The sequence below is a fragment of the Nocardioides plantarum genome (assembly GCF_006346395.1).
Taxonomy (GTDB): Bacteria; Actinomycetota; Actinomycetes; order Propionibacteriales; family Nocardioidaceae; genus Nocardioides; species Nocardioides plantarum.
Window position 1 is genome coordinate 947,078 of record NZ_VDMS01000001.1, and the last position, 18,249, is coordinate 965,326.

The window sequence follows — 18,249 nt, forward strand, 5'->3', positions numbered from 1 at the left end:
GCGCTTGCGCCTCATTCCGACTTCGACAACGTGGCCCACAGGCCGTACTCGTGCATGGCCTGGACGTCGCGCTCCATCTCCTCGCGGGTGCCCGTGGACACCACGCTGCGACCGTCCTCGTGGACCTCCATCATCAGCTTCTCGGCCTTCTTCTTGTCGTAGCCGAAGTGCTTCTGGAAGACGAACGTCACGTAGGACATCAGGTTGACCGGGTCGTTCCACACGATGGTGACCCAGGGGGTCGACAGGACGGTCAGGTCGTCGTGCTCCGGGACCTGCTCGAGCCCTGGATCGACCTCGACAGGACTAGCGGTGGACACGTCTTCATGGTGGCACACTTGCGCTCGTGCCCGACGCCACCTCACCTCCCGCCCTCGCCGACCCTGCCGCCCACGTCCGCGTCGACGAGGCCGACGGCGTGCTCACGCTGACGATGGACCGCCCGGAGGTGCTCAACGCCATGAGCGCCGAGATGAGCCTGGCCCTGGCCGAGCAGCTCGAGCGCGCCCACACCGACGACGCGGTGCGGGTGGTCGTGCTGACCGGCGCCGGTGACGCGTTCGGCACCGGCGCCGACATCGGTGGCCTCGACGCCCACGAGCGCTTCGACGTGCGCGCGATGGACGTGACGAGCCGGATGGTCCGCGCGATCGTCGGCTGCGACAAGCCCGTGCTGGCCGCCGTCAACGGCATCGCGGCGGGCGTCTCGTGCTCGCTCGCCCTGGCCTGCGACGTGATCGTGGCCCGGGAGTCGGCAGCGTTCCTGCTGCCGTTCGCCCGGATCGGGTTCATGGTCGACGGCGGCGCCTCGGCCACCGTCGCGGCCGCCGTGGGGCGCGCCCGCGCCATGCGGATGGGCCTGCTGGCCGAGCCGCTGGCCGCCCAGGAGGCCTACGACGCCGGCCTGGTCACGCACCTCGCCGCCGCCCCGGACGCCGACGGGGCGTCGTACGACGATCTCGTCGCGACCCTCACCCGCCGCCTCGCGGCCGGCGCGCCGCTGGCCCAGGCCGCGACCAAGCGCGCGATCAACGCCGCCACCCTGGCCCACCTCGACACCGCCCTCGACCGCGAGCGCACCGGCCAGACGTTCCTGATGCGCACCGACGACGTCGCCGAGGGCATGCGCGCCTTCTCCGAGCGCCGCAAGGCCGTCTTCCGGGGCGAGTAGTACGGCGGCGCCCGCCCGCCCGCCCGTTACCTGCTTGACAGTGCTCGGCGGCCGGAGACACGCTGGCCCGGCCCTGCGGCACGCACCCAGGGCGACCAGAACCAGGACGACCAGGAGACCGGCCATGACCTGGCGTCACTCGCTCGCCCCGCTGCGCGAGCGCAACTTCCGCTTCTACTTCGCCTCCCGCTTCGTCAACACCGCCGGCAACGCGATGGCCTCGGTGGCGCTGGCGTTCGCGGTGCTCGAGGTCACCGACGACGACCCGGCCGCCCTGGGGTTCGTGCTGGCGGCCCACACGATCCCGATGGTCGTGCTGCTGCTGTGGGGCGGCGTGCTCGCCGACCGCTTCCCGCGGGCGGTGGTGCTGCAGGTCTCCAACCTCACCTCCGCCGCCGCGCAGGGCGCGATCGCCTTCCTCGTCATCACGGGCACCGCCGAGCTGTGGATGCTGATCGCGCTCAGCGCCGTCCACGGCGTCGTCTCCGCCGCCGGGCTCCCGGCGATGGCCGGCATCATGCCGTCGCTCGTGCCCCGCGAGGAGCTGCAGCGCGCCAACGCCCTGATGTCGCTGGTGCGCTCGGGCCTGGTGATCATCGGCCCCACGATCAGCGCCCTGCTCGTCGTCGGCGCCGGCGCCGGCTGGGCGCTCGCGGTCGACGCCGTCATGTGGGTCGCCAGCGCGGTCTTCCTCGGGTTCGTCGACCTGCCCGCGCGCGAGCGCAAGGACGACGCGGCCAGCACCTGGACCGAGCTGCGCGAGGGCTGGACGTTCTTCCGCTCCACGCAGTGGCTCTGGGTCGTCGTCCTGGGCTTCGGCGTCCTCAACGCCATCCACGCCGGGCCCTGGTACACGCTCGGCCCCCTCCACGCCAAGGACACGATCGGCGAGGAGGGCTGGGGCGTCGTGCTCTCGGCCGAGGCCGTCGGGCTGCTGGCGATGACCCTGGTCATGCTGCGGATCCCCCTGCAACGCCCGCTGCTGTGGGGCATGCTCGGCATCTCGCTGCTCGGCGTACCGATCTTCCTGCTGGGCGCCGACCCGACGCTCGTCGTGCTCGTCGTGGCCGCCTTCGTCGCGGGCGCCGGCACCGAGGTCTTCGGCATGGGCTGGAACCTCGCCATGCAGGAGAACGTCCCCGACGAGATGCTCTCGCGGGTCTACTCCTACGACATGCTCGGCTCGTTCGTCGCGATGCCGATCGGGCAGATCGCCGTCGGTCCGCTGGCCATCGCGTTCGGCTATGGCGAGGTGCTGATGGTGAGCGGTGCTCTCTATGTCGTGACGTGCCTGCTGGTGCTGCTCTCCCCCGCCGTACGCCGGCTGCCGCGGGTCACGACAACCACTTCGGAACCAGCGCCCGCAGCACCGTGACGTTGCGGTTGGTCGTGACGCCGATCCGCTTCTCGATCGGCTTGAGCAGCGTCGCGTCGAGGAAGCCGCCGTCGATCAGCAGGTGCACCGCCCGCTCGGACAGCCCCACCCGCTCGTGCTCGGTCGTCAGTGCCTCGAGCTCCTCGCGGAGCGACGCGGACGGCGCCTCCTTGAGCAGCCACACGTAGTGCTTGCCGTCGTGTCCGTCGCCGAGGCGGTCGGCGTCGTCGACGACCGCGCGCAGCTCGTCGGCCGGGTAGACCATCGTCGGCACCTCGAACCCACGGTCCTCCCGGTAGGCCGTCTCGAGCGCCGCCTCGATCCGCGCCCGCGACCGCATCCGTGTCTCGAGCCGCACGTTGCCGGTGTTGATGTGGGTCGCGACGCCGTCGAACCCGGCCCCCTCGGTCGCCGCCACGATGGCGTCCTTCGGGAACTTCCGCGTGGCGCCGAGGTTGATCGCGCGCAGGAAGGCGACGTAGGTCGCCATCAGGCGCCCTCCTTGAGAAACCGGTCGAACCACGCGACGACCCGCCGCTGCAGGTCGACCTGGTGCCGCCTCTCGCGGACCAGGTGACCCTCGCGTGGATAGGTGACCATCTCGAGCGGCGCGTCCTGACCCCTCAGCGCCCGCCGGAACGCGACCGCCTGGCTGTGCGGCACCCGGACGTCGTCGGCCCCGTGCAGGATCAGCAGCGGGGTACGACGCCGCGCGGCGTGGGAGATCGGCGAGCCGACCGCGGCGCGGTGGGGCCCCGGACCGTCCCACGGCGTACCTCCGCCCAGGACGGCCTCGATGTCGGGGATGTCGCTGGTCTCCGCCATCAACAACCAGTCGCTGACGCCCGCACCCATGACGCCCGCCTTGAACCGGTCGGTCGCGGTGACCGCCCACGCCGTCATGAACCCGCCCTGGCTCCACCCGCCGATCCCGAGGCGGTCGGGGTCGGCGACACCCGCGGCGACGGCCGCGTCGGTCACGGCCAGCACGTCGTCCCACTCGACAGAGCCCATGGTGCCGCGGGCGGCCGCCGCGAACTCGTGACCGCGACCGGCGCTGCCGCGGTAGTTGGGCATCACGACGGCGTACCCCCGCGTCGCGAGCAGCTGACCCCAGTCGAGCGGGTGCACGTGCGCCTCGAGGGTGTCGCGGCCGTAGGGGCCGCCGTGCACGAGGACGACCGTCGGCCACGGCCCGGCGCCCGCGCCGCTGGACGGCGCCGGCCGGATCAGCACGGCGTCGAGGTGGGTGCCGTCCGGGGCGGTGGCGGCGAGCGCCTCCGGCACGCCGAGCTCGACGTCGGGCAGGTCGGCGCCGTGGTCGACGACGTCGCGCAGGTCGTCGGGCGGCCCGGCCAGGACCCGCACCGGCAGACCCGCGTCGAACAGCACGACCGCCAGCACCGGCCCGGCCCCCGTGGTCGCGAACGACAGCCCGAGCGGCTGCCCTGGCAGCTCGGCCGCCAGGGTCCGCTCCCCCGTCGCGACCTCGACCCACTCCAGTCGGTCGTCGAGACCGTCGGCGATCGCGACCAGCGCACGGGTCCCGTCGGTCGCCATCCCGGCCGTGCACCTCGGCTCCTCGCGTCCGGTGCCCACGACCCGCGGCTCGGCCCCCGCCGCCGGGACCGACCACGCGGTCGAGCCGGTCTGCACCCCGAGGTCGTGGTCGGCCAGGAAGACCAGCTCGTCGCCGACCCAGCCCAGCCCGCGGGCGTACGGCGCCGCGCAGACCGTCGACGCCTCCCCCGTGATCGGGACCACGACGACGTGTCGAGATCCCCAGTCCTCGTTGGTCGGAGCGTCGTCCGCGAGCACCGCGATGCGGGTGCCGTCGGGAGACCAGGCCAGCTCGACGAGGTGTCGGTCGAGGTCGTCGAGCCGCGTCGGCTCGGCACGGTCGCCGTCCACCTCCACCAGCCACAGGTGCAGGCGCTGCCACCTCTCACCATGGACCTCGGCGTCGTCCTTGTCCTTCTCCCGCCGCTCGTCCTCGTCGTCGGGCTCGTCGGGCGCCAGGAACGCGAGCCGGCCGCCGTCGGGCGACCACGCGACGGCGGCGACGTCCCGCTTGCGCACGACGACCGGCCGCGCCTCGCCACCGGCGACATCGAGCACGTAGACGCCGTGGGTGCCCCGCTCCTTGCGGTCGGAGAGGAACGCGAGCCGCGAGCCGTCGGGCGACCAGCGCGGCGACGAGTCGTGGTTGCCGAACGTCCACTGCCGTCCGGGGTCGCCACCGACGTCGGCCACCCACAGCCCCGCCTCGGGGTGCTCACCGTCCATGCCGAACGTGGTCACGGTCCACGCCACCCGACGCCCGTCGGGCGAGACCTGCGGGTCGAGCGGGAAGAGCAGCGAGGAGACGAGCTCGGGATCGATGCCGGACATGGTCGCGACGCTATCCGCTCAGGCGCGGCGTCGAGGAGCACCTGACCACCTGCGTGCCGGCGACCTTGTCGTGCAGCGCCTGCCGGTTGCGGTCCCACAGCGGCCACCCGTGGTCGAGCACCGCCAGCACGGCCACGACGACGAGCGCCACCGGGTGGTAGGCGAGCCGCGCCGGCCCGAACTGGGCGAACCACCGCAGCGCGGCCGTACCGAACGACAGGGGGCCCGGATCCGCGCGACGTCGCACGCGCAGGCCGGTCAGGAGCTTGCCCGGGGTGGCCTGCTTCCACAGCAGGAACCCGACGACGTAGGCGAAGTGGACGGCGGCCCCCACCACGGCGAGCGAGACGGCACCCCACGTCGAGAGCTCGACGACGGGCTCGTCGCGGGCTCCGTCGACACCGTCGAACCAGGCCCCGATCACGTCGAGGCCCCAGAGGCGGGCGACCGGCGCCCAGAGCAGGAAGACCAGCAGCCAGTCGACCACGAGAGCCGCACCACGGCGTCCCCAGCGGGCGAGCGGCTCGCCGTCCTGGGTGGTCGAGGCGACCCGCGGCTCCGGAGCCACCGGATCCGGCCAGCGACCACCGCCCTCCGGCCGCCCGTCCCACTCCTCGCCGTCCCAGTACCGCTGCTTGGTCAGGCCGGCCGGGTCGTCGTACCAGCCGGGGAACGCTGTGGTCATGGGTGCTCAGGACCGCCGGTGCATCACGACGCTGGTCTTGGCGGCCTTGTCGTGCAGGGCCTGCTTCTCGCTGTCCCACAGCGGCCACAGCGAGTCCAGGAGGTACCACAGGCTCGTCGCGGTGCCGACGAGCGGGACGAACCCCAGCGACGACGGGCCGTACTGCACCAGCCAGCGCAGCAGGATCGCCTTGAGGGGCAGCCGGCCGGGCGTCTCGCGCAGGCGCACCCGGGTGCCCATCGCGAGCTTGCCGAGGGTGGCCTGCTTCCAGGCCAGGAAGCCGACGACGTAGACGAAGTTGAGGGCCACGCCGATCAGCGCGATCACGACCAGGTCGCCGAAGAGGTCGCCCTGCAGGTCGGTCGCGCTGGGCGGCGTCGACCCCGACTCCGAGGCGTCGATCGACTCACGGATGAAGTGGCCGTACTCGGAGAAGACGTGGCTCCACCACGACCAGCCGACCACGATGCTGACCGGGATCAGCACGACCCCGTCGATGACCGAGGCGGCCACCCGGCGCCACCAGCCGGCGAGCTGCTGGCCGTCGGGGGTGGTGGGCGGGCCGGCGTACTGCTGGCCGTACTGCTGCCCGTGCTGCTGGCCGGCTGCGCCGTACGCCGCCGCGCTCGGCCCGAGCGGGGCGACCTGGTCGGTCCAGCTGGTGCCGTCCCAGAAGCGCTGCTGGCCGGGCACGTGCGGGTCGGGGTGCCACCCCGCCGGGGTCTGCGTCATGGGCGGATGGTGTCACGCGCTCGGGGCGGGCCCGAGCGCCAGGTGTCACAGGTTGCCGCGGGCGTCCTGCTCGCGCTCGATGGCCTCGAACAGCGCCTTGAAGTTGCCCTTGCCGAAGCCCAGCGAGCCGTGCCGCTCGATGAACTCGTAGAACACCGTCGGCCGGTCGCCCATGGGCTTGGTGAAGATCTGGAGCAGGTAGCCGTCCTCGTCGCGGTCGACGAGGATCTTGCGCTTCTTGAGCTCCTCGATCGGCACCCGCACCTCGCCGATCCGGGCGCGCAGCTCGGGGTCGTCGTAGTAGGAGTCGGGGGTGTCGAGGAACTCGATGCCGTTGGCGCGCAGGATGTCGACGCTGCGCAGGATGTCGTTGGTGGCCAGGGCGATGTGCTGGCAGCCGGCGCCGTCGTAGAACTCGAGGTACTCGTCGATCTGCGACTTCTTCTTGGCGATCGCCGGCTCGTTGAGCGGGAACTTCACCCGGTGGTTGCCGCTCGCGACGACCTTGCTCATCAGCGCGGAGTAGTCGGTGGCGATGTCGTCGCCGATGAACTCGGCCATGTTGGTGAAGCCCATGACCTTGTTGTAGAAGGTCACCCACTCGTCCATCCGGCCGAGCTCGACGTTGCCGACGCAGTGGTCGACGGCCTGGAACAGCCGCTTCGGGTGACCGGCCTGGCGGGTCACGGTGGTCGAGCGGGCGGCGTAGCCGGGCAGGTAGGGGCCGGAGTAGCGGCTGCGGTCGATCAGCGTGTGGCGGGTCTCGCCGTACGTCGCGATGGCGGCCATGCGGACCGTGCCGTGCTCGTCGGTCACGTCGTGCGGCTCGACGAGGATGGTGGCGCCGACGGTGCGGGCGTGGTCGATGCACTTGTCGACGTCGGGCACCTCGAGCGCGAGGTCGACGACGCCGTCGCCGTGCTTGCGGTGGTGGTCGTGCAGGGGGCTGTCGGGCAGCACGCCGCCGGTGAAGACGAAGCGGGCGCTGCCGCTGCGCAGCACGTAGGACTTCGAGTCGCGTACGCCGGTCTCGGGGCCGCGGTAGGCCTCGAGCTCCATGCCGAGCGCCAGCTGGTAGAAGGTCGCGGTCTGGGTCGCGTTGCCGACCACGAAGCAGACGGCGTCCATCGCGGTCACCGGGAACGGGTCGCGGCTGGCGTCGTACTCGACGAGGCCGACGAGCTCCTTGAGCTGCTCGAGGGTGAGGTCCGCGCGAAGCTCGTCCGGGGTCAGCGTCATGGCTCGATCGTCGTGCCGGGACGACAAGGTGTGCAACAGTACGCCGACACGTTGAGCACTATGTACAGTCGAGAGGCCGCTCATGGACGACCTGGACCGCACCCTGATCAGTCTGTACGCCGCCGAGCCCCGCGTCGGGGTGCTCGAGGCGTCACGGCGTCTCGGGGTGGCGCGCGGCACCGTGCAGGCCCGCCTGGACCGGCTCGTCTCGTCCGGGGTCGTCACGGGCTGGGGGCCGGACCTGTCACCGGAGGCCCTGGGCTACCCGGTGACGGCGTTCCTGACCCTCGAGATCAGCCAGTCGGCCGGCCACGAGTCGGTGGCCCTCCATCTGGCCGCCATCCCTGAAGTGCTCGAGGCCCACACCATCACCGGCGTCGGCGACCTGTGGTGCCGCGTCGTCTCGCGCTCCAACGCCGACCTGCAGCGCGTCATCGACCGCGTCGTCGCCGTCGACGGCGTCCAGCGCGCCTCCACCGTGATGGCGCTCGCCGAGCAGGTGCCCTACCGCGTGCTGCCGCTCCTCGAAGCCACCTGACCCCACGCGTCGATCCAGGATCTCGACAAGCTCGATCACCGACGGCGAGCGCCACCCTCGTCGGTCGAGCTTGTCGAGACCCCCACACTTGCTCACGTGGACGCGCTCACCGAGACCTGGGACCGCGCGACCGCCGTACAGCCCCTGCCCGAGCCGTGGGTCGTGCTGGCCACCGGGGCCGTCGCGCTGGTCCTCGTGCTGGGCTCGGCCACCTGGCGGCGCGTCCGCCTCGGCGTCACCGTCGTCCACGAGGCCGGCCACGCAGTCGTCGCCGTCCTCGTCGGCCGTCGCCTGCAGGGCATCCGGCTGCACGCCGACACCTCGGGCGTGACCGTCTCGCGCGGGCGCCCCACCGGCCCAGGCATGGTGGCGACCCTCGCGGCCGGCTACCTCGCCCCGGCGGCGGTGGGCGTGGGTGCGGCCCTGCTGCTGGCGAGCGGTCGCGGCGTGCTGATGCTGTGGCTGATCCTGCTGCTGCTCGTGGCGCTGCTGGTCTGGGTGCGCAACTGGTACGGCGCCCTGACCCTCGTCGTCATCGGCGCGGGCATCGGCCTGCTCACCTGGTACGCCGAGCCGGAGGTCCAGGCGGTCGTCGCCTACCTGGTCGCGTGGCTGCTGCTGCTCGCAGCACCGCGACCGGTGCTCGAGCTGCTCACCGCCGGCAAGCGGCGCAGCCGCACCTCCGACCCCGACCAGCTCGCCCGGCTCACCCACCTGCCCGCGCCGGTGTGGTGCGTGCTGATGCTGCTCGCCAACCTCGCGGGGCTGCTCGTCGGCGCCCTCACGCTGGCGCCCGACCTGCTGGCCCGCGCCTGAGCGACCCTGACGGCCGCCTGTGCGATCTCACACGTCCATACCAGCAAGGAACTCGCGCAGGTAGGGCAATGCGTACGCGATCCGGCCCCGGCCCTCGGGTCGGATCATCCCGGCGACGAGAAGGCGCTGCCGGTAGCGCGAAGCCCACGCGTGATCGACCCCGAGGCGGTCGATGACGTCGGCGATCTGTGACACGCGGCCGTCGGGCACCATCGCGAGGAGGAAGTCGCGGTCCTTCGCCGACAGGTCGGCGACGGCAGGGCGGTGCACCTTCTCGCCCAGCGAGCGGATGGCTCGAGGGACGATCGACTCGACGTCGTCGAGCGTGATCTCGGCGCGGCGGGGGTCGACCCGCCACGCGAGGTCACCCACGATCTGGACCATGTAGGGATAGCCGGCCGCCGCCTCGACGGCCCGCGCCAGCGCCTGCGCACTGATCTCTCGCCCTGCACGTCGCACCGGTTGTGCCAGGGCGTCGGCGGCCTCGTCCGCGGTCAGGGTCTCGAGGGTGATGCGTTCGGCCCGACGCAAGAAGGTGGTGACGTCGTCGGTGAGCAGGTCCTGGACCGCGGCCGGCAGTCCTGCTGCGAGGAAGGCGATGTCACGTTCCTCACGCCACAGGTGCTGGATCGTCCCGGCGACGGTCTCGAAATCGCCGCGCGCCCTGCCGCTGACCTTGTGGATCTCGTCGACCGTCAGCAGCACACCGGCACCGCGCTCGGTCATCACGTCGCAGAGCCGGGTGAGGTTGGGTCGCAGCCCCACGAGGTCCTCGCCGGGATCCAGGGTGCTGCTCACGCCGCCGAGCCCCGCCGGCAACGTGATGCCGGTGAGCCGTCGCCGCGACCGTGGTCGAGCTGGGTCCGGGCCAATCTCGGCCCGGACCCGCCGCCAGGCCTCGGGAACATGCTCGTCCTCCAGCCTCGACAGGATCCCGGGGCTAAGCGTCTCGTTGATAACCAACCACCCGTGCCGTCGCGCCTCGTCCTCGATGGCGTTGAGCAGCACGGTCTTGCCGATCCCCCGCGCTCCGGTAGCGAGCGTGATCCGAGCCGCTGCCCCCGGCCCCGCCTCGAAGGCATCACCGATCTCGGCGATGGGTTCCTCTCGACCAGCCACGGTCGGCGGATTGACGCCGAAGGTGGGACGGAAGGGGCTACGTGGCAGGCCTTTCATAGTCCTTCATAATACACGCCCTGCTTCATAGACCTTCATAGATGTCGGGACGCGCTCAGGCGCGCGAGCGGTAGAGCAACCACAGGAAGTACGGCGCCCCGACGACCGCGACGACGAGCCCGGCCGGCAGCTCGGCCGGCACGATCGCCACGCGACCGACGGTGTCGGCGACGCTGAGCAGGACCATGCCGAGCAGCATCGCGACCGGCAGCACCCGCAGGTGCCGGCCGGCGACCAGGGCGCGCGCTGCGTGCGGCGCGACCAGCCCGACGAACGCCACGGTGCCGACGGCGGCCACGGCCGTCGCCGCGAGCAGCGCGGCCACGGCCAGCGCGACGATCCGCAGCCGCTCGAGCCGGATCCCCACCAGGCGCGGGGTCTCGTCGTCGAGGGCGAGCAGGTCGAGCTCGCGGTGCAGCAGGAGCGCCAGCGGCACGGTGACCACGAGCGCGACCGCCACCGGGACGACCTGGCCCCAGCTGCGCCCGTACGTCGACCCGGACAGCCAGGTGTAGAGCGCGGGGGTGTTGAAGGGGTCGCTGTAGACGAGCAGCAGCGCGCACAGGGCTCCGCCGAAGGCGGCCACCCCGATCCCGACGAGCACGAGGCGGTCGGGGTCGAGACCGCCGCGCCAGGTCACGGCGTAGACGAGGACCATCGCGACGATCGCGCCGACCGCGGCGGCCAGGGCGATCTGTGCACTGCTCGGCGAGCCGACCGTGGTGACCACGATGACGGCGCCCGCAGCGGCTCCGCCGGTGACGCCGAGGATGCTGGGCTCGGCCAGCGGGTTGCGGCAGACCGCCTGGGTCGTCGTACCGGCCAGGGCGAGGGCTGCCCCGGCGAGCAGCGCGGCGACCACCCGTGGGGCGCGCTCGTCGAGGCCGAGCCGGATCTTGGGCACGGCGTCGCCCTGCAGCCAGTTGGCGACGTCGCCGACCAGGAACCAGGAGTAGCCCGCCAGCAGGCCGACGACGGCGGCGGTCGCGGCCAGGACGACGAGCACCGCGACCACGACGCCGAAGCGCAGGCGTCCGTGCAGCGCCCCCGGCCGGGCCGAGGCGGGACGTCGGGTCGGGCCGGCGTCGCGCGCCTGCCGGGCCAGGACGACGAGCGCGACGGCACCGACCATCGTGGTCGAGACCCCGGTCGGCACGCGCAGCGACTGCTCGGCGCCGAGCACCGCACGGACGACAGCATCGGTCAGCAGGACCAGGACGGCGCCGACCAGGCCGGCCATCGGCAGCAGCACCAGGTGGCGCGAGACCGAGGGCACGACGCGGGCGGCGAGTCGCACCAGTGCGGGTGCGGCGAGTCCGACGAACCCGATGGGACCGGCCAGGTTGACCGCGCACGCGCACAGCAGCACGGCCAGGACGGTGCCGAGGACGCGCGTCGCCAGGACGGGTACGCCGAGACTCGAGGCGGCGTCGTCACCGAGGCCGAGCAGGTCGAGACGGCGGGCCAGGAGCAGCGTGGCGAGGACCGTGACCGCCACGATCGGGCCCATCGACTCGACCCCGTCGAGGCCGGTCTGGGACAGCGTCCCGCGCCCCCAGGCGAACAGCCCGGTGGTCTCCTGGTCGAAGAGCAACAGCATCGCGGTGCCCACGGCGTCCAGGGCCAGCGCCAGCGCCGAGCCGGCCAGGATGAGCCGGGTCGTCGAGGCCGACCCGCCGCCGGCGAGCAGCAGCACCAGCCCGGCTGCGAGCAGCGCGCCGCCGAAGGCGACGAACGTGTTGCCGACGAACGGCACCGAGATGCCGAACGCGGCGACGGTGGTCACCGCCGCGACCGCACCCGCGTTGACCGCGAGCGTGTCGGGCGAGGCGAGCGCGTTGCGGGCCAGCGACTGGAACACCGCACCGGCCACCCCGAGGGCGACGCCGACGACGAGGCCGGCCAGCATCCGCGGCAGCCGCGAGTCGACCAGCACGTCGACCGTGCTGCCCGGGGCGCGGCCGAGGACCACGTCGAGCAGGTCGCCGGCCCCGACGGCCGTCGTCCCCTGGGTCAGGTGCCAGGACACGACCGCGACCAGCGCGACGACCACGGCCAGCAGTGCGCTCGCGGCCCCGAGCACGCCACGGACGCCGACGTCCTCGACGAGAGGCGAGTCGGCGTCCGGGCGGCGCAGCGTGTCGGTCAGGGCCGTGCCGCTCAGGTGAGGGCGTCGACGTACGCGTCGAGGATCTGCTCGCCCGAGCGGGGGCCGCCGAAGGTCCAGATGCCCGTCGGGAACGCGGTCACGCGGTCGTCGGTGACGAAGTCCGAGCGGGTCCACAGGCGGTTGGAGTCCAGGGCCTTGAGCCACTCGGTCGACTCGGTGCCGGTGTAGAACAGCTCGGCGTCCTTGATCGCGGTGAGGCCCTCGACGTCGGTCTGGCCCAGGCCGTAGGCCGGGTCGACCTTGCCGGTCCAGGCGTTCTCGAGCCCCAGCTCCTCGCCGAGCTCGCCCATGTAGGAGCCCTGCCCGAACGGGCGGATCGCCAGCGTCGAGCCGGTGACGTAGGCGTCGGCGTAGACGAACCGCTTGCTCTCGGGCTCGGCCTGCGCGACGGCGTCCTTGGCCTCGGCCAGGGAGGTGTCGAACTCCTCGAGCACCGCGGCGGCCTCGTCCTGCTTGCCCAGCGCCTGGGCGATCAGCTCGAAGGTCTTCTTCATCTGCCCGATCGGGTCCTTGGCGTCGGCGCCGGCGGTGACCAGGATCGGGATGTCGGTGTCCTTCAGCAGGTCGACGTCGCCGCCCTGCTCGACGATGATCAGGTCGGGGTCCTTGTCGAGCACGGCCTGCTTGTTGATCGACCCGCGCATCCCGACGTCGAGGTCGTCGCCGTCCTCGAGCGGTACGGCGGTGTCCCAGGTGTTGTAGCCGGCGGGGTCGGCAGCGCCGACCGGGGTGACGCCCAGGGTCAGCACGTCCTCGACCTGCTGCCACTCGGTGACCACGACGTCCTGGGCCGGACCGGGCAGCTCGACCGTGCGACCGTCGGCGTCGGTCAGCGTGATCGGGCCACCGTTGGCCGCGGCCTCCGAGGTCTTCTCGGCCTCGCGCTCGGAGCTGCTGTCCTCGGTGGTGCCGCAGGCCGACAGGGCGAGCAGGGTGGCGGCGCCGACGGCGATGACGGTTCGTCTCATCAGGGGTTCCTTGTGGTGGGGCGGGTGGTGGATCGGTGGGTGGATCGCTGGGTGGATCGCTGGGTGTGGTGGTGCCGACCGCGCGGGTCGGTGCGGACGGCCCCGGTGTCGGGGTCGACGAAGGTCTCGATGGTCAGGCCGTAGACGTCGGTGAGCAGCTCGCCGGCGAGCACCTCGACCGGCGTCCCGGTCGCGCGCACCCGGCCCTGGTGCAGCAGGACGACCGTGTCGGCCACGCCGGCGGCATGGTTGAGGTCGTGCAGGACGATCCCGACGGCGACGTCGTGATCGTCGGCGAGGTCACGGACCAGGTCGAGGATCTCCACCTGGTAGCGCAGGTCGAGGTGGTTGGTCGGCTCGTCGAGCAGGAGCACGCCGGTCTGCTGGGCCAGGCAGGTCGCCAGCCAGACCCGTTGCAGCTCCCCGCCCGACAGCTCGTCGACGGCGCGGCCCTGCATCGGCGCCGTACCGGTGACGTCGAGGGCGCGGTCGATGGCTTCCCGGTCGGTGTCGGCCAGTCCCCCGAACCGGCGGCGGTAGGGGTGCCGGCCGAACGTGACGACGTCGCGCACCGTCAGGCCCGACGGGTGCGGGCGCGACTGGCCCAGCATCGTCACGCGCCGCGAGAACGCCCGCGCGTCCAGGTCGAGGGCCGACGTACCGTCGTCGAGCACGATCCGGCCGGCCTCGGCCTTGTGCAGCCGGGCGAGCGCGCGCAGCAGCGTCGACTTGCCGCTCCCGTTGGGGCCCACCAGCGCAGTGACGTGGCCCGCCCGCAGCTCGACGGACGCGCCGTGGACGACGGTGGTGTCGCGGTAGCCGAGGGTCAGCTCGGCTCCGGACAACGCGGGCAGGTCGACGGACACGGGAGAAGGTTAGCCTGACCTAACTCCCGCCGCCTCCCGGGTCCGGTCAGCGGATCTCGTGGTCGGGGTGGTCGTCGTCGTAGGCGCGGCGCGCCCGGGCGATCGCGGCCCGGTGGTCGAGCGACCAGTCGGCGAGCTGCTTGACCAGGTGCGTCAGGCTCGCGCCGGTCTCGGTGAGTCGGTAGTCGACCTGGGCCGGGACGGTCGGGTAGACCGTGCGCAGGACCAGTCCGTCGCGTTCGAGCCGGCGCACGGTCAAGGTCAGCATGCGCTGCGAGATGCCGTCGATCGCGCGCTGCAGCTCGCGGAATCGCCGAGGCCCCTGAGCGAGCTCGACGACGACGAGCACCGACCACGTGTCGCCGACCCGGTCCAGGACGTCGCGGATCCCGCAGTCGGGATGGTCCGGCTGACCGCACGGCTCGAGGTCGGCGGCCTCGGCGGTTACCTCCGTGTGCCTGACTGACACGACAGTGCCTCCTTGTGGGCCGGTCTCCCCCGGTCGAGGATCTCGACGTAGTTACTGAAGAGAACCACGATAGGAGACACGACCGCGATGATCATGGTGACCGGGGCCAACGGACAGCTCGCCTCCCTGACACTCCGTGCGCTGGCTGCAGCCGAGGTGCCCGCGACGGGCAGCAGTCGCGAGCCCGGCGACGGGCAGCGGCGCCTGGACTTCGACGACCCCGGCAGCCTCGACCTCAGGGGCACCTCGACCCTGGTCCTCGTCTCGGCGGGGTACGCCGAGGACGATCGGGTCGTCGCCCGCCACCGGGCCGTCCTGGACGCCGCGGTCCGCGACCGTGTCGGCCACGTGGTCTACACGAGCCTGACCACGGCCGGCGACCACCTCGGCTTCGCACTCGCCCACCGGTCCACCGAGCAGATGCTCAGGGCCAGCGGCCTCTCGTGGACGGTGCTGCGCAACGGGCTGTACGCCGAGCTCTTCGGTGCGCTGCTGACCTGGACCGGGGACGCGGTGGAGTCCGCGTTCGGCGACGGCCTCCTCGCGGCGGTGGCGCGCCCGGACCTGGCCGCCGCTGCCGCCCTCGTGGCCAGCGACCCCGCGGCGCACGACGGCAGGACGTACGACCTCGTCGGGGAGCCGATCGCTGCCGCCGACGTGGCCGACCGGCTGGGCGTCGCGCACCGCACCGTGGCGCTGGGCGAGTACCGCGCCCGGCTCCTCGCCGACGAGACCCTGCTGCCGTTCCAGCCGCCGATGCTGCTGTCGATCGCGTCCGCCGTCCGACACGGCTTCCTGGGCGGCACCACCACCGACCTCGCAGGCCTGCTCGGGCGACCACCCGCCGACCCGCTCACCGTCGCGGCGGACACCGCCGCGTCGATGCGCCCCTGACACGTCTGAGCCGTCGGGACAACCGTGCCACCACCGCGAGGGGGCCACTCGACTCATCCAGGCCACCCCACGTCGGCTGAGGTGCGAGGAGCCCCAGCGACGAGCCTCGAGGCCACCGCAACCGATCCGCTGGCTCCCCCCACTCCCACGTCGGTCGAGGTGCGAGGAGCGCTAGCGACGAGCCTCGAGACCACCGCAGCCGACAGTCCCCACCCGACCCGGGGCTGTGGAAACAACCACGAGTCATCCACAGGAAGCGGACGCGGCCGGGTTGTCCACAACCCCCGTGGTTGAGCGGGAAACCCGTCCAGGACTGTCGGTGGTCGGTGCTGGAATACTCCTATGGCCCAGCACACCGAGACCCCTGGATCGGGACACCCGATCGAGGCGTTCCTGTGCACGGTGTTGGACGAGCTGAAGGGTCTGGCCGACGTCCCGACCTGGTCGATGGACGAGAAGACCACCACCAGGGTCGTGGGTCTCGCTGCCCGGGTCGCAGCAGGTGTCGCCGAGCTCGAAGCCAGGTCGATCAGACAGGCCGAGGTCCTGGACCTCCCCGGTGCCGCGCAGTGCCGCAACGTCGCCCGGTGGGTGCAACAGACCACCGGTGTCACCCGCCGCACCGCGAGGGCCAAGACCAGGCTCGCCGCAGGACTGTCCGATCTCGAACCCACCAGGACCGCGACCGCCCGCGGCGACATCCACGCCGAGCAGGCCCAAGCCATCGCCAACCATGTCGCTCTGCTGGACGACGAGAAGGTTCCCGCCCACGACAAGGCCCGCGCCGAGACCTTCCTGCTCGCTGAGGCTGTCGGTGGCCATGACGCCGATGCCCTGGCGACGATGGGGCACGCGATCTGGGAACGCCTGGACCCCGAAGGCGCCGACGAACGCGAAGCCAAAGCGTTGGAAGCCCAGGAAGAACGCGCCCGCAGACGCACCCGACTCACCATGGGCGACGACGGTGACGGACTGACCCACGGCCGGTTCTCCATCCCCACCGCCGCGGCTGATGCGTTCCGCAAACAGCTCCACGCCCTGGCCGCCCCCAAGCACGTCCGCGCCGAACACGGGGCGGGGTCCTACGACTGGACCAAGCCGTCGGCCGAACGCCTCGGCCAGGCGTTCACCGAGTGGATCGAGACCTACGACCCCGCCCAGCTCCCCAAGATCGGCGGCCTGACCGCCACCGTGATCGCCATCGGCGACTACGACCTCCTCCAGGGCAAGATGAAGGCCGCCCAGCTGGAGACCGGCACCAAGATCAGCCCCACCGAATACCTCCGCCTGGCCTGCGGCGCCGGGATCATCCCCGCCTGGATGAACGCATCCGGGGAAGTCCTCGCCCTGGGCCGCAAGCACAGGTTCCACACCCCCGCCCAACGCCTCGCCGCGATCGTCGAGCAACGCCACTGCCAACACCACAGTGGCTGCGACGTCCCCGGCTACCTGTGCCACGCCCACCACGACATCCCCTGGGCAGCAGGCGGAGGCACCGACCTACGCACCACCAGCCTGCTGTGCCCCCACCACCACGCACGCGCCCACCAACCCGGCCACGACCCCACCCGCACCTGACACCACAGATACATCACGTCGTACGTCGGTCGCTCGAGCTCGCGGAGCGCCCGCCTCACCACGCCTGCCCCCGGCACACGTGGGACGGGTACGCCCCTGGGCCGACGAGATCGCCGGTCAGTGAGCGAGCTTGAGCCCTACGACGCAGCCGACGAGCCCGACCATGAGGAGCACCTTGACCGCGGTCACCGACTCGTCGCCCGTCGCCATTCCGAACGCCACCGCGAGAGTCGCGCCGATTCCGACCCACACGGCGTAGGCGGTGCCGACCGGGAGGGTCCGCATGGCGTAGGCGAGACCGCCCATGCTGAGAACGAGGCCGACACCGAACACCACGGACGGCACCAGGCGACTGAAGCCCTCGGACCTGCCGAGCGCGACGGCCCACACCGCTTCGAGAACACCGGAGACCACGAGAACCAGCCACGCCATGACGAACTCCTCGAAGGCCGTCTTGTCGCGATCCGGGTACGGCTCCCTCGTCCGGTGGAGCCCGTCTCGGCTCGGGGGTCACGGTAGCCCGGCGGCGGGTGACCTCCGAATCATCGGACGGCTTCCCCACGCCTCGCCCGGGATGTGTGCTTCGATGCCCCGGATCAGACGACCCCGTTCGAGCCGTTGCCCTCGTCGAGGGCACGCCGTGAGAGGCAGGCATGGGCGACACCTCGACCCCCCGGACCACGGTGCGGATCACCACGTGCGACACCGACGAGACACTCGCAGCGGCCAGCGGCCTGTTCGAGCAGTACCGACACCACTACGGCGAGCCGCCGGATGCCGACGGGCGCGCTCTCGGTTGGCTCACCGAGATGGTCCGGTCGAGCATGCTCACGGTCTACACGGCGTCGGTAGGCCCGGGATCGGACGCAGCCCCCGTCGGCCTGGCGACCGCCCACGCGACCCCCGCGTCGCTGGCGATAGGCCGGTTCTGGCAGCTGCGCGACCTCTACGTGCTGCCCGAGCTCCGTGGCCGGGGAGCGGCGTCCGCTCTGGTCACCGCCGTCCGGGACGCGGCCCTCGTCGCAGGCGCGACCCGACTGTCCCTCGTGACGGAGCCGGACAACCACGCGGCGCTCGGGCTCTACCGAGGACTCGGGTTCAGGCCGATCGAAGGCCTGACGTCGCTCAGCCTCGACCTCACTCCCGGCCACCACCACCGCGCGGAACCCGACTGAGCCGCG

General features: G+C 72.3%; 19 protein-coding genes and 1 riboswitch. Of the genes, 7 read left to right on the plus strand and 12 right to left on the minus strand.

The window, feature by feature from the left end:
* Positions 1-11: 11 nt before the first annotated feature.
* Positions 12-320, minus strand: coding sequence for an ATP-dependent Clp protease adapter ClpS (clpS, locus tag FJQ56_RS04360; RefSeq protein WP_140007941.1), 309 nt, complete (start codon positions 318-320; stop codon positions 12-14).
* A gap of 26 nt (positions 321-346) precedes the next feature.
* Here clpS and FJQ56_RS04365 point away from each other — a divergent pair, with 26 nt between their 5' ends.
* Both FJQ56_RS04365 and FJQ56_RS04370 read left to right on the plus strand, forming a co-directional pair.
* Positions 347-1,171 (plus strand): enoyl-CoA hydratase-related protein, encoded by an 825-nt coding sequence (locus tag FJQ56_RS04365; RefSeq protein ID WP_246083987.1) that lies wholly within the window; start codon positions 347-349, stop codon positions 1,169-1,171.
* Between the two features lie 124 nt (positions 1,172-1,295).
* Entirely contained in the window at positions 1,296-2,546 is a 1,251-nt protein-coding gene (locus tag FJQ56_RS04370; RefSeq protein ID WP_140007942.1) for an MFS transporter, read from the plus strand.
* On the opposite strand, the gene FJQ56_RS04375 is transcribed toward FJQ56_RS04370, so the two are convergent.
* From FJQ56_RS04375 to hppD, 5 genes are read right to left on the minus strand one after another with little or no spacing between them, the layout of a single operon-like run.
* Positions 2,506-3,036, minus strand: coding sequence for a DUF1697 domain-containing protein (locus FJQ56_RS04375; RefSeq protein WP_140007943.1), 531 nt, complete (start codon positions 3,034-3,036; stop codon positions 2,506-2,508). The genes FJQ56_RS04370 and FJQ56_RS04375 overlap by 41 nt on opposite strands.
* Positions 3,036-4,937, minus strand: a complete 1,902-nt coding sequence (locus FJQ56_RS04380; RefSeq protein WP_140007944.1) for a S9 family peptidase — start codon at positions 4,935-4,937, stop codon at positions 3,036-3,038. Before FJQ56_RS04380 ends, FJQ56_RS04375 begins: the two co-directional genes overlap by 1 nt.
* Before the next feature lie 10 nt (positions 4,938-4,947).
* The gene (locus FJQ56_RS04385; protein ID WP_140007945.1) at positions 4,948-5,622 is read right to left on the minus strand and encodes an RDD family protein; all 675 of its coding nucleotides are present in this window, start codon (positions 5,620-5,622) and stop codon (positions 4,948-4,950) included.
* A gap of 6 nt (positions 5,623-5,628) precedes the next feature.
* Positions 5,629-6,354, minus strand: a complete 726-nt coding sequence (locus FJQ56_RS04390) for an RDD family protein (RefSeq protein ID WP_140007946.1) — start codon at positions 6,352-6,354, stop codon at positions 5,629-5,631.
* A 45-nt stretch (positions 6,355-6,399) separates the two neighbouring features.
* Positions 6,400-7,593, minus strand: a complete 1,194-nt coding sequence (gene hppD / locus FJQ56_RS04395) for a 4-hydroxyphenylpyruvate dioxygenase (RefSeq protein WP_140007947.1) — start codon at positions 7,591-7,593, stop codon at positions 6,400-6,402.
* 82 nt (positions 7,594-7,675) lie between these two features.
* Between hppD and FJQ56_RS04400 the strand changes: the two genes are divergently transcribed.
* Positions 7,676-8,131, plus strand: coding sequence for an Lrp/AsnC family transcriptional regulator (locus FJQ56_RS04400; protein ID WP_140007948.1), 456 nt, complete (start codon positions 7,676-7,678; stop codon positions 8,129-8,131).
* Positions 8,132-8,227: 96 nt separating this feature from the next.
* Positions 8,228-8,947, plus strand: coding sequence for a M50 family metallopeptidase (locus tag FJQ56_RS04405; protein ID WP_140007949.1), 720 nt, complete (start codon positions 8,228-8,230; stop codon positions 8,945-8,947).
* 27 nt (positions 8,948-8,974) lie between these two features.
* Here the strand turns inward: FJQ56_RS04405 and FJQ56_RS04410 are convergent, their stop codons facing one another.
* The 5 genes from FJQ56_RS04410 to FJQ56_RS04430 all read right to left on the minus strand — a co-directional run bounded on the left by FJQ56_RS04410 (position 8,975) and on the right by FJQ56_RS04430 (position 14,596).
* The gene (locus FJQ56_RS04410; RefSeq protein ID WP_140007950.1) at positions 8,975-10,123 is read right to left on the minus strand and encodes an ATP-binding protein; all 1,149 of its coding nucleotides are present in this window, start codon (positions 10,121-10,123) and stop codon (positions 8,975-8,977) included.
* 55 nt (positions 10,124-10,178) lie between these two features.
* The gene (locus tag FJQ56_RS04415) at positions 10,179-12,206 is read right to left on the minus strand and encodes an iron ABC transporter permease (protein WP_211350749.1); all 2,028 of its coding nucleotides are present in this window, start codon (positions 12,204-12,206) and stop codon (positions 10,179-10,181) included.
* A 77-nt stretch (positions 12,207-12,283) separates the two neighbouring features.
* Complete coding sequence (locus tag FJQ56_RS04420) at positions 12,284-13,261, minus strand: ABC transporter substrate-binding protein (RefSeq protein ID WP_140007951.1); 978 nt, start codon at positions 13,259-13,261, stop codon at positions 12,284-12,286.
* Entirely contained in the window at positions 13,261-14,127 is an 867-nt protein-coding gene (locus FJQ56_RS04425) for an ABC transporter ATP-binding protein (RefSeq protein ID WP_140007952.1), read from the minus strand. The genes FJQ56_RS04420 and FJQ56_RS04425 overlap by 1 nt, the downstream gene beginning before the upstream one ends.
* A 46-nt stretch (positions 14,128-14,173) precedes the next feature.
* Positions 14,174-14,596: a winged helix-turn-helix transcriptional regulator gene (locus FJQ56_RS04430; protein ID WP_140007953.1), complete on the minus strand. Its 423-nt coding sequence runs from the start codon at positions 14,594-14,596 to the stop codon at positions 14,174-14,176.
* Positions 14,597-14,683: 87 nt separating this feature from the next.
* Here FJQ56_RS04430 and FJQ56_RS04435 point away from each other — a divergent pair, with 87 nt between their 5' ends.
* The gene (locus FJQ56_RS04435) at positions 14,684-15,490 is read left to right on the plus strand and encodes a Rossmann-fold NAD(P)-binding domain-containing protein (protein ID WP_140007954.1); all 807 of its coding nucleotides are present in this window, start codon (positions 14,684-14,686) and stop codon (positions 15,488-15,490) included.
* Positions 15,491-15,832: 342 nt separating this feature from the next.
* Positions 15,833-17,068, plus strand: coding sequence for an HNH endonuclease signature motif containing protein (locus FJQ56_RS04440; RefSeq protein WP_140007955.1), 1,236 nt, complete (start codon positions 15,833-15,835; stop codon positions 17,066-17,068).
* Between the two features lie 117 nt (positions 17,069-17,185).
* Here FJQ56_RS04440 and FJQ56_RS04445 read toward each other — a convergent pair whose 3' ends face one another.
* Positions 17,186-17,500, minus strand: coding sequence for a DMT family transporter (locus tag FJQ56_RS04445; RefSeq protein ID WP_140007956.1), 315 nt, complete (start codon positions 17,498-17,500; stop codon positions 17,186-17,188).
* Between the two features lie 11 nt (positions 17,501-17,511).
* Positions 17,512-17,578: riboswitch (guanidine-III (ykkC-III) riboswitch) on the minus strand.
* Between the two features lie 143 nt (positions 17,579-17,721).
* Here FJQ56_RS04445 and FJQ56_RS04450 point away from each other — a divergent pair.
* On the plus strand, positions 17,722-18,243 hold the full coding sequence (locus FJQ56_RS04450; RefSeq protein WP_140007957.1) for a GNAT family N-acetyltransferase: 522 nt from the start codon (positions 17,722-17,724) through the stop codon (positions 18,241-18,243).
* Positions 18,244-18,249 lie beyond the last annotated feature (6 nt).